Genomic DNA, 12,702 nt, shown 5'->3' on the forward strand with positions numbered 1-12,702 from the left:
TGAAACATGGGCAGTAAATTTAAAAACTTAGGCTTGATCGGGCTCGGCATGGTAGCCGGTGTTGCTGTCTCCATGCAGTTTTCCGCGCTGGCACAAAAAGAAGCCACGCAACCTATTCCGTTGAAGGAATTGCAAAGCCTGTCCAATGTGTTCGGACTGATCAAATCGTCTTATGTGGAACCGGTTGAGGATTCCAAACTGATTTCCGACGCGATTTCCGGCATGGTGACTTCGCTGGACCCGCACTCTGCTTATCTTGATAAGAAATCGTTCAAAGATCTGAATGAAAGTACGCAAGGCCGCTTTGTCGGTCTGGGTATCGAAGTCGGTATGGAAGACGGCTATGTGAAAGTCGTTTCGCCGATTGAAGATTCTCCGGCTTACCGTGCCGGACTGAAACCGGGTGACCTGATCACACGCCTGGACTCGCAGCCAGTCAAAGGGCTGACACTGGACGAAGCCGTCAAAAAAATGCGCGGTGAACCAAACACTAAAATCACCCTGACGATCGCGCGTAAAACCGAAGACAAACCTATCGTTGTCACCATTACACGCGAAGTCATTAAACAGCAAAGCGTGAAAGCGAAAATCGTCGAGCCGGGTTACGCATGGCTGCGTATTTCTCAGTTCCAGGAACCGACCGTCGACGATATGGTGAAGAAATTGCAGGGACTGTACGCACAAGACCCGAACATCAAAGGTCTGGTACTGGATCTGCGCAATGATCCGGGCGGCGTGTTGCCGGGTGCAATCGGTGTTTCTGCCGCCTTCCTGCCAAAAGATGTGGCCGTGGTATCGACCAAAGGTCAGATGGATGATCAGAATGTGACTTACTACGCACGCCGCGAATACTACAGTGGCCGCACACTCAGCGATCCTTTGTCCAAACTGCCGGAAGCTGTAAAAAACGTCCCGATGGTGGTATTGATTAATACTGGTTCTGCATCGGCATCCGAAATCGTTGCCGGTGCACTGCAGGATTACAAACGTGCGACGATCATGGGTACGCAAAGTTTCGGTAAAGGCTCGGTTCAGTCTATCATCCGCTTCCCGGTAAACGCGAAAGAGCCGGACTTTGCAGTCAAACTGACGACAGCGCGTTATTACACACCGAAAGACCGCTCGATTCAGGCACGTGGTATTGAGCCGGATCTGCTGGTGGAAGAAACCGCAGAAGGCGATGGTCTGAATACCTTCCGTTCACGCGAAGCCGATTTGCAAAAGCATCTGAGCAACGATAAAGACAAGGAAATTTCCCGTCCGAAAGTGGATGAACAGGAAGAAGAGAAAAAACTGCTGGAACTGGCGAAAAAAGTAAAACCGCTGGAATACGGCAGCAAAGAAGACTTCCAGTTATCGCAGGCGCTGAATCATCTGAAAGGTTTGCCGGTGAAACTGGCAGAACGTAAAGAGAAAGATGCCGACGCGAAATCAGAAAAATCCGAAAAAACAGAGAAATCTGAAAAATCAGATAAAACGGATAAATCCCACGGCGGTCACTCCGAACCTAAGAAAAAATAATCACAGGGCCGCAACAGCGGCCCTTTTTCTTGACGCTTCAGCAGCGACAAAGCCTTACAGCATATGGATGATCAGCAATTACTACGTTATTCCCGGCATATTTTGCTGGAAGCCATTGGCATAGAAGGCCAGCAGGCCATTCATGATGCGCATGCGGTGATTATCGGTGCCGGCGGACTGGGATCACCGGCTGCAATGTATCTGGCCAGTGCAGGTACCGGAACAATCACGCTGGTGGACCATGATCATGTAGATCTGACTAATCTGCAACGCCAGATTATGCATAGCAGCGAAAGCGTCGGACAGCCAAAAGTCCAGTCCGGCAAACAAACACTGCATCGTATTAATCCGGATATTCAGATTCATACCATTCAGGAAAAAGCAGATCAGGAACGCCTGTATCAACTGATTTCCGGCGCAACGGTGGTGCTCGATTGCAGCGATAATTTTGCGACCCGTCATGCCGTCAACCGTGCGTGTGTCGCATACAAAGTGCCACTGGTTTCCGGTGCTGCCATTGGTTTTGACGGACAAATCAGCGTTTATGATACGCGGCGTGAAGACGCGCCCTGCTACGCTTGCGTATTTCCGCCTGATGCTGAATTTGAAGAAGTGCTGTGTTCACGCATGGGTGTGTTTGCGCCGCTGGTTGGCATGATAGGCACGATGCAGGCGGCTGAAGCACTGAAGCTGATGATGGGACTGGGTAAAAGTCTGGCCGGACGTTTACTGATGCTGGACAGCATCAGCATGGACTGGACCAGAATCACCACCAAACGTAATCCGGAATGCCCTGTCTGCAAACAGCGACACTCCGCCGCACCACAACAGTGAATTTGAAACGGCATATGCCGGTCAGGAATTAGCTATGTATACCCTGTATTACGCACCGAATACCGCCAGCATGGTTGTGCATCTGGCACTGCTGGAAGCACAGGCTGCTTATCGGCTGGAAAAAGTCGATTTCAGTCTGCGTGCACAAAAAGATCCGGCCTATCTGGCACTGAATCCGCAAGGCGTGGTGCCGACGCTGGTACATGAAGGCGTCGCTTATCAGGAAACGCCGGCGATACTGATGCTTCTGGCGGAACACTTTCCTGATGCAGGCCTGATGCCGGCTGCCGGCAGCATAGCGCATGCACGCTGCCGTGAATGGCTGTTTTATCTGAGCCACAATCTGCATGCTACCTACCGCTTATGGTTTTATCCGGAAACACTGGGGCACACTGAGCTGCCTGCAGCGTTGAGGGAAGCATTGCAGATGCGCATGGCGGGTTTCTGGGATTTTCTGGAAACCCATTTGCAGAACAATGGTCCGTATCTGTGCGGCGATCAGTTATCGGTTGCTGACTTTTATCTGACCGTACTGATGCGCTGGTCGCGCCATATGCCGCGTCCGGCTACCGGCTGGCGGGCTTTACAGCAACTCGCAGCGCGGGTGGCGCAGCGCCCCAGCTGGCAGCTAATGTGTGAACGTGAATCACCTGAGCCGTGGCATCCCGGAGCGCCTGCATGAAGTCGAAAGCAACACAGGCTTACCGCGATCAGTCTGCCGCCATTGCGCTGCCGCCGGTGAACGTGGTTGATAAACACGGCGTGCGCACGCTGCATCTGGGCTCTGAAGCGATTCAGGGCGCGATGCGGCTGGCAGTGCCGGAGCAGATCGAACTGGAGTACGTACAGCAAATGATGCTGTGGCTGCTGTTTCAGGATCAGCCGCAGCATATTGTGCAGTTTGGTCTGGGTGCAGCCGCGCTGACGAAGTTTTGTTATCACCGTTTTCCGCACGCCCGTGTAACAGCGGTGGAACTGAATCCTGCGGTGATTCAGGCTTGCCGCGCGCATTTTTTCCTGCCGGAAGATGATGCACGTTTGCAGGTGCTGGAAATGAATGCACTGGATTTTGCAGCAGACCCGCGCCGCGCAGGCAGCGCCGATATTCTGCAAATTGATTTGTACGATGCGGCGGCAGAAGCACCGGCGCTAGGCAGCATTCCGTTTTATCAGTCGTGTGCGCAATTACTGAATGAACAGGGCATGCTGGTGGTGAATATCTTCGGTACACCGGCCAGCTTCCGTCGCAACTGCGATCAGCATATTGCAATGCTGTCCGAATGCTTTGACGCCGTATGCTGGCTGCCGCTGGTGCATGATGCGAACACCGTGGTGCTCGCCTTCCGTTCCGCACCGGTGATTGATTTTGAAGCATTGTACGAACGCGCTGCAGAGATCCGCGCACAGTACAAATTACCCGCTGCAAAATGGGTTAAAGGCTTACAGCGCTGGATGCAGGAAATCGCTTAAACAGCATCTCTGGCGCAGCATGGCAAGGCTCAGCGCTGCCATTGCACCGCAAAAATACCGCGCAGTGCATTGCACAGACAAACAGCTTCTGCAGCTTCCAGATCATGCAGCGTCAGGCTGCGCTCCTGCGCCTGCCACGGCGCAGTTTCGATTGCATAACGACGCATAGTACCGGCTAACACGCCATCGCTGAGCGGTGGCGTGAACCACTGCCCCTGCAGTTTCACCAGCAGCGTGCTGCGCCCGCCTTCAGTCAGATGTCCATGCTCATTCTGAAACAAGGCATCAAACGCGCCCTGCTGCTCAGCTGCACGCCAGGCATCGTCATACACTGCCCGGAAAGTGGTTTTATGGCGTAGCAGATAGTCCCCGCTGTCCAGTATCTGACCGGCGAGGATGACGCGTGGTAAAGCGTTTTCCGGCGTACTCAGCGGTGCCAGCGGGAAAGTCTGCGCAATGATCTGACCATCCGGCTGCAACTGTATGCGCACCCGCTGCGCTTGCGAACCAGCCATCCTCACCATGTTTTCTGTCTCTTCACGCAATGCGGCAAGCTGCTGATCTGCAAACGGAATCCCGAGTGCGGCAGCGGAATTACGCAGCCTTTGCCAGTGCAATTCCGCCTGCCGGATGTCACCGCCAGCCGCCATCATGGTTTCGATCAGACCGGCCTGCGGCAGCAAGCCGGTGAGGAAGCGGGCTTTTAACTGACATTCTTCAAATTCCAGCTGCGGGTCGCTGTCGAACACAATCCCTGCGCCGACGCCCAGCACACCGCGACGGTAACGGCCTTTGGCATCCTGAATCGCAGGCTGCAATTGCAGCGTACGGATAGGCACAGCGAGACAGAAATCCGGCAGATCGCCTTCTTTGCTGACCGGATCAAACCAGCCGATCGCGCCGGTGTACACATGACGCGCTTCGGTTTCCAGTTCGCGGATAATTTCCATGGTGCGGCGCTTCGGCGCACCGGTAATCGAACCACAGGGATACAGCGCATCCATCAGCGCGCCCAGCGTCAAACCCTGACGGCAGCGCGCTTCGATGGTCGATGTCATTTGCAGCACGCTGGAAAAACGGGTGACTTCAAACAAACGCGGCACCTGCACACTGCCGGTTTCCGCGACACGCCCCAGATCATTACGCAGCAAATCGACAATCATCAGATTTTCTGCGCGGTTTTTGATGTCCTGCGACAGAGCCTGTGCTCTTGCCTGATCTTCCGCTGCATCACCGCTGGCAGCCGCCGTCCCCTTCATCGGACGTGCGCGCAATGTACCCTGCTGATGCTGTACAAACAATTCCGGCGAAAACGATAAGATGGTTTGCTGATCCGGTAAGCGGATCAGCGCGCCGTACGGTACCGGCTGGCGTTCACGCAAACGACGGTATAAATCGACCGGCTCGCCGTAAGCATCAAAATGCAGACGGTAGGTGTAATTCACCTGATACGTATCGCCGGCGCGGATGTAATCGCGGATACGCTGAATCGCGTCGCAGAATGCTTCGCGCTGCACACTGGGGCGAATCTCTGCAACACCGGACAAGGCCGGTTCACGCTTGTTCAGCCAGGCTTCAACCTGGTCACGACTCAGATGATGGCATTCGGAAAACAATAAAATCTGCGATGCCTGCTGATCTGCGCGCGGGCTGACACCCTGCAGCATTGCACCGGTTTCATAAGACAGCACGCTGACCGCATACAAACCGCGCTGCAGCGCCTGCTGCACCTGCTGCCAGCAATCCTGCCACTGCGCAGGACCGGCACATACAACGGTCCCCGCATGTCCCAGATACAGGCGCGATGCCTTACCGTCTGAGCGTGCATCATCAAGTAAAGCGAAACAGGTTTCGCCGGTCAGAACCGTTGCGGAAGGAAGATCAGACATAACACCAGATAACAGCGAGGGAAGTCCGGCAGTTTACCTGCTCCGGCGCGGCTTTGCACAAAGCGCTGTGCAGTGCGTAACACGCAACATGTGAAGAAATATGTACAGATCACCATCGCTTTCCTGCAAAATAGCGGAAATTGTGTCACCACTTCCGCAATGCCGGCAGTTTGCGGGGGATTTTCGTGGCACCGGCATCCTGTATCTGATAGCAGACTGCTGTACAAAATAAGCCGGTACAGCTGCGCCCTTACCGATTGCAGTCTGTTTTTTACGTTTGCCTCCATGAAGACGCCTTCTTTCAGTTTACCGATCAGTACCCGTTTGTATCACCAGCAATTGCGGCTGGCTGCCATCTTTTGTCTTTGTGTTTTGTGCGCACTGACACTGATCAGTACACTGTTTTTCTGGCAGCAGCGTTCCGCTGCGTTGAGGCAGGAAGTGCAGATTCTGGCCAGTAATCTGGGTGATCATTTAATTACCGGCGATTTGCGCGCCATACAGAATCAGACACTGAACGCAAGTAATTACTCACACTGGGAATCCGTCACCGTGGTCGGGCGGGAAGGAAAAACCGTGGTGGCATGGGCCAACGGCAATCTGATTGCGCCGGAATCCGTGCGCCTGACATCGGTCATGAACGGTTTGCGTCTGCGCCAGACTTTCAGCGTACAAGTGTTGCAAACGCCGATTACCGATTCCGGTGGTCTGCGCGGTCAGTTACGGGTGGAAGTCAGCATGCTGCCGGTATGGCAGTTTGCCGGCATTCTGTTTCTGGCCGGATTACCGTTTGCCGGTCTGCTGGGCTGGCTGCTGGTGCGCTGGATGGTGGCACAGCAACTGAAGCTGCTGCAACCGCTGGAAGAAGTGGTCACTACGCTGGAACAGGTCAACAGCCTGTCGAATTACAGCCTGCGCGTCACGCCGGATCGCGAGCGCCTGTTCGGTGCGCTGCAAACCAGTCTGAACCTGATGCTGGCGCGCATGGAAAGCTGGGAAACCGATACCCACAGCGCACTGCGTGAACAGCGTGCGGAAGAAAACCGTCTGGCGATTCTGGAAAATCACGACAGCCTGACCAAACTGCCGAATCGCCATTATTTCCACAAACTGATCACCAACAGCGTGGAACAGGCCATCGACACCGGAGAAATGCTCGCGCTGATGTTTATCGATCTGGATCAGTTCCGCCAGATCACGGATGAACATGGCTTTGAAACCGGCGATCTGGTGTTGCGTGCGATTGCCGAGCGCTTGCGCGAAGTGTTACGCAATACCGACACCTTGTGCCGTGTCAGTGCCGACGAATTTGCCGCGATTCTGCCGAATATTCAGGATTTGGATACGGTGCGTCAGCTGGCAGAGCGTTTATTGCTGGCGATTCGCAAACCGCTGATTCTGCAGGGACGTTCGCTGATGGTGACCGGCAGCATCGGCATTGCCTGCTGCCCTTTACACGCGGTGGAACAGCGTCTGTTCCTGCGCAATGCTGATCTGGCACTGCAATCGGCCAAAGCGGCGGGGCGCAATCACTGGAGTCTGTTCGACCCCAACCTGCATACGCCGTCCGGCACCACGCTGCCGAAAACGCCTTAATACGGTATGCGCAAACGGCGGTACAGCACGCCCAGCACAAACAGCGGACCGATCAGCAAAAAGCGCAGGTCTTCAAAAAAAGACGGCTTTTTGCCTTCGATATGGTGACCAATAAACTGACCAATCCACGCCAGCACAAACACGGCGGCACAGACCGGACGGATCAGCGTCACCGGTAACGCGCCGAGCACGCTCAGAAAACAGGCTGCCATCAGCAACATACCCAGCGCCAGCCGCGAGGATAAAAAGAAATAGTAAATCAGCGCCGTCAGCACCACGGCGTAAGCGGCCAGCGGATGCAGCGACCAGATCATGCCGAGCAGGGTAAAGACGATGGCTGGTACACAAATACAATGAATCAGTTCATTGACCGGATGCCGGTGGCTTTCGGTGTAGCGCCATAGCAAACTGTCAACAGGCCGGCGTCGCGCCGGGCTCTGCGTATTGTTCATGGTGATGTCTCCGCGATTGCCTCCTGAGGAGGTCTGATTGCTGGTGTGATGTGTGCTGAAGGAATCAGCACAGCGGGACATCATACTGCGGAAAGCGATGGTCTGAGAACTGCTTTGTTGCATGCTTGTCAGTGCATAAAAATGCAGCAGAGACAGGGCAGGCTGCCGCTGCCATACCACTGCCGTGACGGCCTGCCTTCTGCCGCTCTTTCATCGTCGCAGACCACATAAAACCAGTCAGCATTGTGCAAGTATCGTCATCTGACATTTTGTGAGGCCCGGACTTTCTGCCGACGACCGCCGGATCGCTGTGCTGAACACCGCATTTGGGGCATTTTCGGGCAATTTCAGGCGTTTTTGAGCGGCTTCAGCGCCACCCGCAGCGCAACGTTGCAGAGTGCTGCGTCCGCTGCAATGAAAAAAGCACCGCAACTAAACTCAGTGGCGGTGCTTTTCTGACTGATTGGTGAGCGGGATAACAGCGTCGTCAGCGCTGCCGCTTACTGCACAGTGATAAAAATCAGTGCAGCAGTAAAGCGATCTGCAGTGCGGCATCGTCTGCCACAGGATACTGGAAACCGGTTTTGGCAAAACGCAGCCAGCGGCCCAGTACCAGATTGCACAGGGCGGAAGAACGGGCGGAAACTTCGGATTCCTGCAACTGCCCCTGCGATGCAGCGATACGCAGCGCCTGGCGGAAAGCCATTTCGATGCGTTCGGCGAACTGGTTCATTCTGGCTTGCAGACGCTCATCTTCATTTACCAGCACATCACCGGTCAGTACCCGGGTCATGCCACGGTTTTTGTCGGCAAAATTCAGCAGCATGGCGGCAATCGCCTGCGCCTGCATCACGCCGTTTTCCTGCTGCTCAGTAATCTGGTTGATCAGCCCGAACACGGTCGATTCGATAAATTCAATCAGGCCTTCGAACATCTGGGCCTTGCTCGCGAAATGGCGGTATAAAGCGGCTTCAGACACTTCCACGCGGGCCGCTAAGGCAGCGGTGGTGATCTTCTCGCCTTTGGGATTTTCCAGCATTGCTGCAAGCGTTTGCAGAATCTGCAGTTTACGCTCGCCGGGTTTGGTACTCGCCATGTTTTTGCTTCGTAAGAGGTGATACAGAAAAAGAGGAAGGCCACCGGCTTTCCTGCGCCGGAAACCAGCGCTGCGGGGTGAGATTCTATGTGAAACCCGCCATTCCTGTGAAGCAATCTGCAAGGATTTGTGGAGAGAAACACAAAAACAGACCCGGGACTGCCAGCGCAGGCCCGGGTCTGTCTCTATTCATACCGCTGCAGATTATTTACCGAGATAGCGCTTGTAGGCATCCAGATACATTTGCGCATTCACATCCTGCACGCTCTGAATACGCAGCGATTGCAGTGTGGATTTCTGTTCCGGATTGTTCATCATAGCCTGCATAGCAACACGCAGCTGATCACGCACTTCGTCCGGCACTTTTTTGCTGGCCAGCACAACCCACGGTGCTTTCTTTTCACTTTCAGCCAGTACGATGTAACCGGCTGTACCCATTTTCGGTGTCACTGTCGCATCCGACTTCACCACACCCACGTCCGCCAGTTTGTTTTCCAGTGCGAATGGAATCGTAGCCTGCAGTTTCACGTTGTAGACCGTCATCTGGTCAGGACGCACGCCCATTTGTTCCAGCATACGCATCGCATCATGCGCCGTTTCGCTGTCTGCCGGTGGCATCGCAAAGCGCAGTTTTTTCAGTTCTTCCGGCGATTTCAGTGCGCGCTTCAGGTTCGCATTGCCCATCATCAGCACTTGTGTTTTGGTGCCGGATTCCAGACCGACGACCGGCACAAAACCCAGGCTCTGAATCGCCATACCGGCGACAGAATTCGGACGTACCAGAAAAATATCGCCCTGACGCATCGGTTCAGGATCGAACTGGCGCAGCGGCGACAAACCCACCACCTGCACTTCACGTTTCAGATAAGCGCTCAGCTGGTTCGCCAGCGGCTGGTATTTTTTGGTGCTGTAGTCAGCTTCACCGCTACTGGAAGTACCTTCCTGCACGATCAGACGCAACGCAGGCGCAGCAGCAACGGTGGAAGAAAACAGGGCAGCGGCAAGTAACAGGCAACACGAAAGCAACAGACGTAATTTCATCATAGGTCTCAGAATCAGATTGAATTGTAAAAACGATGCGCCCCGCTCAAAGGGGGGCTTTGGGCGATCCTCTGGGATCTGCTGGATCAGGACAGCCGGTGGCGAGGGAACATGCCGTCAAACCACGCGGTTTTCAGAAGCTATTTCCATAAGGAAATGAATCAGGCGGAATTCTACGCAAATTGTCGTTTTTATGCAAACCAAATTCGAAATAATTCGTTAAAAAGCTTGACTTTTACAAATTGCCAATGATTTTTCTGTAATTACTTAACCGTCTGATATCGTGTACTGCCACATCCACGCAGGTGGCGGAACGTACGCGACCATCCGGTTTGCGGCCGCTGGCGGGAATGTAATGACGCAGCAACACCGTGCGGATACCCAGTTTGCGGGCCGCACGCAGATTATCGACACTGTCTTCCACCAGCACGCAATCGCGGGCGCGCAAGCGTTCACGGGCAAGGAAATGGCGCAGGAAGCGCACGGAGGGCTTGGGTTGCAACTGGCGGTGCACCCGCATCTGCTCGACCGGCACATGCGCATCGAAATGGGTATGCAAACGCAAATGGCGCAGAACTTTACCGGCGTAACCGGCAGGGGCATTGGTCAGTAAGATTTTTTTGCCGGGCAACTGGCGCAAACGGCGGCGCAGGCCGCGCTCGGCACGGATCATGGATGTCAGGCCATCGATATCATGTGCAGCCTGCAAAAAATGTTCGGCATCCACGCCGTGATGGCGCACCATGCCCAGCATGGTCACGCCGTACTTCAGATAGTATTCCAGCCGCACCCGGTTCACGGTCTCGGCATCGGCCGGGCCGTGATCATCGCCCAGTACACGGGCGATGTAGGCATTCATCAGACGGTTAATTTCCGGGAAAATCGCATGCGACGCATGGTGCAGCGTGTTATCCAGATCGAACAGCCAGACGCGGCGGGAGCGGGAAGCTGCCATCAGACAGCACTCCCGAGGTGATGATCTGTCATGCAGTACAGATCAGTGGCTGCGGATCATGGTACCGAACGCTTGCTCGGTCAACACTTCCAGCAACAGCGAGTGCTCGATACGACCATCGATAATATGCACGGTGTTCACGCCGGATTTCGCTGCATCCAGTGCGGAAGAAATTTTCGGCAGCATACCGCCGGAAATGGTGCCGTCCGCGAACATTTCATCAATTTCACGCGCTGTCAGATCAGTCACCAGATTACCCTGTTTATCCAGTACACCCGGAATATTGGTCATCATGATCAGCTTTTCTGCTTTCAGGATTTCCGCAATCTTACCGGCCACCAGATCAGCATTAATGTTGTAAGCCTGACCATCTTCACCAAAGCCGATAGGCGAAATAATCGGGATGAAAGCGTCGTCCTGCAGCGCTTTTACCACAGCCGGATTAATCGCTTCGATTTCACCGACGTAACCGATATCCAGCATCTGACCCGGGTTTTCACGGTCCGGCATCAGCATTTTGCGGGCACGGATCAGACCACCGTCTTTACCGGTCAGACCCACTGCCTGACCACCGTAGTGGTTAATCAGCATCACGATATCCTGCTGCACTTCACCGCCGAGCACCCATTCCACCACTTCCATGGTTTCTTCGTCGGTGATACGCATACCCTGAATAAAATTGCCCTGTTTGCCCATTTTTTTGAGCGCATTGTCGATTTGCGGACCGCCGCCGTGCACGACGACCGGGTTCATACCGACCAGTTTGAGCAGAATCACATCGCGTGCGAAGCCGTGTTTCAGACGTTCTTCTGTCATCGCATTCCCACCGTATTTCACGACGATAGTTTTGCCGTGGAACTTACGGATGTATGGCAGCGCCTGCGCCAGAATTTCCGCTTTAATAAATGGCTCGACGCCGTCCAGATTGTCCGTCTCTGCCGCGTGCGCTTGTTTTTCGCTCATAATGAGGGCTTCCTGTAATCAAAAAGAAGGAAAAATGTGTGTTGTGCCGGATTTTACCCCGAAACTTTACGATTTCCCGTCTTGAAGAAAGCCTGTCCGCATGAATCTTTTTGCTGAATTGGAAAACCTGCGCCCCGCCCTGCTGCGTTTTGCCTTTTTGCAATTGCGCCAGCAAAGCGCCGCTGAAGATGCCGTGCAGGAAACCCTGCTTGCAGTACTGGAAAAACCGGATGCGTTTCAGGGCAATTCCAGCCTGCGCACCTATGTCACCGGTATCCTGAAATTCAAAGTCATCGACCACTTACGCAGCCTGCAGCGCGAACAGCCGCTGACACCGCTGGATGATGAACATGAAGCCGATGTGATCGACAGCCTGTTTCTGCAAAACGGCCACACCGTACAAATGCCGAATGCCTGGCGCACGCCGGACAGCGAACTGGAACAGCAGGATTTTTTCCGCATCATGGAAATGTGTCTGGAAAAACTGCCGGAAAAAACTGCCCGTGTTTTTCTGATGCGCGAATGGCTGGATATCACCAGTGAAGAAATCTGTCAGGATCTGGGCCTGAGTTCGTCTAATCTGTGGGTGCTGCTGTACCGCGCCCGTCTGCGTCTGCGTGAATGTCTGGATTTACACTGGTTCGGGAACAGGAGTTAAGCATGGGATTACTGATTAAATGCCGCGAGGCACACCAGCTGGTATCGGAAGGCATGGACCGTCCCTTGTCGCTGGGCGAGCGTTCGCAAGTGCGTCTGCATCTGGCGATGTGCGATGCCTGCAGCCGCTTTGAACAGCAAATGCATATGCTGCGTGACAATCTGCGCCAGCTGCCTGAGCATTTGCATACCGGACAAGATAAAGAACAGCCCTGAGCTGCTGTAAAA

At 54.3% G+C, this 12,702-nt stretch carries 13 protein-coding genes; 7 read left to right on the top strand and 6 right to left on the bottom strand.

The genetic code is table 11. The features are described 5' to 3' along the window. The first annotated feature begins 6 nt into the window (after positions 1–6). From IE092_RS07635 to IE092_RS07650, 4 genes are all read left to right on the top strand, one after another. Positions 7–1,521 (top strand): S41 family peptidase, encoded by a 1,515-nt coding sequence (locus IE092_RS07635; RefSeq protein ID WP_189356463.1) that lies wholly within the window; start codon positions 7–9, stop codon positions 1,519–1,521. A gap of 63 nt (positions 1,522–1,584) precedes the next feature. Further along, the gene (locus IE092_RS07640; RefSeq protein ID WP_189356464.1) at positions 1,585–2,355 is read left to right on the top strand and encodes a HesA/MoeB/ThiF family protein; all 771 of its coding nucleotides are present in this window, start codon (positions 1,585–1,587) and stop codon (positions 2,353–2,355) included. 34 nt (positions 2,356–2,389) lie between these two features. Beyond that, a complete protein-coding gene (locus IE092_RS07645) occupies positions 2,390–3,037 on the top strand; it encodes a glutathione S-transferase family protein (protein ID WP_189356465.1) in 648 nt (215 codons plus the stop codon). Next, complete coding sequence (locus IE092_RS07650; RefSeq protein WP_189356466.1) at positions 3,034–3,825, top strand: class I SAM-dependent methyltransferase; 792 nt, start codon at positions 3,034–3,036, stop codon at positions 3,823–3,825. Before IE092_RS07645 ends, IE092_RS07650 begins: the two co-directional genes overlap by 4 nt. Positions 3,826–3,854: 29 nt before the next feature. Here IE092_RS07650 and pabB read toward each other — a convergent pair whose 3' ends face one another. Beyond that, a complete protein-coding gene (gene pabB, locus IE092_RS07655) occupies positions 3,855–5,714 on the bottom strand; it encodes an aminodeoxychorismate synthase component I (RefSeq protein WP_189356467.1) in 1,860 nt (619 codons plus the stop codon). Positions 5,715–5,999: 285 nt separating this feature from the next. On the opposite strand from pabB, the gene IE092_RS07660 reads away from it, so the two are divergent. Then, positions 6,000–7,310, top strand: coding sequence for a sensor domain-containing diguanylate cyclase (locus IE092_RS07660; protein ID WP_189356468.1), 1,311 nt, complete (start codon positions 6,000–6,002; stop codon positions 7,308–7,310). Here the strand turns inward: IE092_RS07660 and IE092_RS07665 are convergent. From IE092_RS07665 to argB, 5 genes are all read right to left on the bottom strand, one after another. Beyond that, complete coding sequence (locus IE092_RS07665) at positions 7,307–7,762, bottom strand: Mpo1 family 2-hydroxy fatty acid dioxygenase (RefSeq protein ID WP_189356469.1); 456 nt, start codon at positions 7,760–7,762, stop codon at positions 7,307–7,309. The genes IE092_RS07660 and IE092_RS07665 overlap by 4 nt on opposite strands. A gap of 520 nt (positions 7,763–8,282) precedes the next feature. Then, complete coding sequence (slmA, locus tag IE092_RS07670; protein WP_189356470.1) at positions 8,283–8,858, bottom strand: nucleoid occlusion factor SlmA; 576 nt, start codon at positions 8,856–8,858, stop codon at positions 8,283–8,285. 204 nt (positions 8,859–9,062) lie between these two features. After that, positions 9,063–9,902, bottom strand: coding sequence for a PhnD/SsuA/transferrin family substrate-binding protein (locus IE092_RS07675; protein WP_189356471.1), 840 nt, complete (start codon positions 9,900–9,902; stop codon positions 9,063–9,065). Between the two features lie 232 nt (positions 9,903–10,134). Further along, complete coding sequence (locus tag IE092_RS07680) at positions 10,135–10,854, bottom strand: pyrimidine 5'-nucleotidase (RefSeq protein ID WP_189356472.1); 720 nt, start codon at positions 10,852–10,854, stop codon at positions 10,135–10,137. A 42-nt stretch (positions 10,855–10,896) separates the two neighbouring features. After that, positions 10,897–11,817: an acetylglutamate kinase gene (gene argB / locus IE092_RS07685; RefSeq protein WP_189356473.1), complete on the bottom strand. Its 921-nt coding sequence runs from the start codon at positions 11,815–11,817 to the stop codon at positions 10,897–10,899. Between the two features lie 100 nt (positions 11,818–11,917). Between argB and IE092_RS07690 the strand changes: the two genes are divergently transcribed. Both IE092_RS07690 and IE092_RS07695 read left to right on the top strand, forming a co-directional pair. After that, on the top strand, positions 11,918–12,475 hold the full coding sequence (locus tag IE092_RS07690) for a sigma-70 family RNA polymerase sigma factor (protein ID WP_189356474.1): 558 nt from the start codon (positions 11,918–11,920) through the stop codon (positions 12,473–12,475). Positions 12,476–12,477: 2 nt separating this feature from the next. Beyond that, positions 12,478–12,690, top strand: coding sequence for a zf-HC2 domain-containing protein (locus tag IE092_RS07695; protein WP_189356475.1), 213 nt, complete (start codon positions 12,478–12,480; stop codon positions 12,688–12,690). Positions 12,691–12,702 lie beyond the last annotated feature (12 nt).

Origin of the sequence: Cognatundibacterium squillarum (assembly GCF_014652435.1) — a bacterium.
GTDB classification, from domain to species: Bacteria; Pseudomonadota; Gammaproteobacteria; order Burkholderiales; family Burkholderiaceae_D; genus Undibacterium; species Undibacterium squillarum.

What these genes read in the sequence shown, in the direction of transcription:
- IE092_RS07650 (WP_189356466.1), top strand. Translation starts at nt 3,034, where the DNA reads ATGAAGTCGAAAGCAACACAGGCTTACCGCGATCAGTCTGCCGCCATT.
- IE092_RS07640 (WP_189356464.1), top strand. Translation starts at nt 1,585, where the DNA reads ATGGATGATCAGCAATTACTACGTTATTCCCGGCATATTTTGCTGGAA.
- slmA (WP_189356470.1), bottom strand. Translation starts at nt 8,858, where the DNA reads ATGGCGAGTACCAAACCCGGCGAGCGTAAACTGCAGATTCTGCAAACG.
- IE092_RS07645 (WP_189356465.1), top strand. Translation starts at nt 2,390, where the DNA reads ATGTATACCCTGTATTACGCACCGAATACCGCCAGCATGGTTGTGCAT.
- argB (WP_189356473.1), bottom strand. Translation starts at nt 11,817, where the DNA reads ATGAGCGAAAAACAAGCGCACGCGGCAGAGACGGACAATCTGGACGGC.
- IE092_RS07675 (WP_189356471.1), bottom strand. Translation starts at nt 9,902, where the DNA reads ATGATGAAATTACGTCTGTTGCTTTCGTGTTGCCTGTTACTTGCCGCT.
- IE092_RS07680 (WP_189356472.1), bottom strand. Translation starts at nt 10,854, where the DNA reads ATGGCAGCTTCCCGCTCCCGCCGCGTCTGGCTGTTCGATCTGGATAAC.
- IE092_RS07660 (WP_189356468.1), top strand. Translation starts at nt 6,000, where the DNA reads ATGAAGACGCCTTCTTTCAGTTTACCGATCAGTACCCGTTTGTATCAC.
- pabB (WP_189356467.1), bottom strand. Translation starts at nt 5,714, where the DNA reads ATGTCTGATCTTCCTTCCGCAACGGTTCTGACCGGCGAAACCTGTTTC.
- IE092_RS07695 (WP_189356475.1), top strand. Translation starts at nt 12,478, where the DNA reads ATGGGATTACTGATTAAATGCCGCGAGGCACACCAGCTGGTATCGGAA.
- IE092_RS07690 (WP_189356474.1), top strand. Translation starts at nt 11,918, where the DNA reads ATGAATCTTTTTGCTGAATTGGAAAACCTGCGCCCCGCCCTGCTGCGT.
- IE092_RS07665 (WP_189356469.1), bottom strand. Translation starts at nt 7,762, where the DNA reads ATGAACAATACGCAGAGCCCGGCGCGACGCCGGCCTGTTGACAGTTTG.
- IE092_RS07635 (WP_189356463.1), top strand. Translation starts at nt 7, where the DNA reads ATGGGCAGTAAATTTAAAAACTTAGGCTTGATCGGGCTCGGCATGGTA.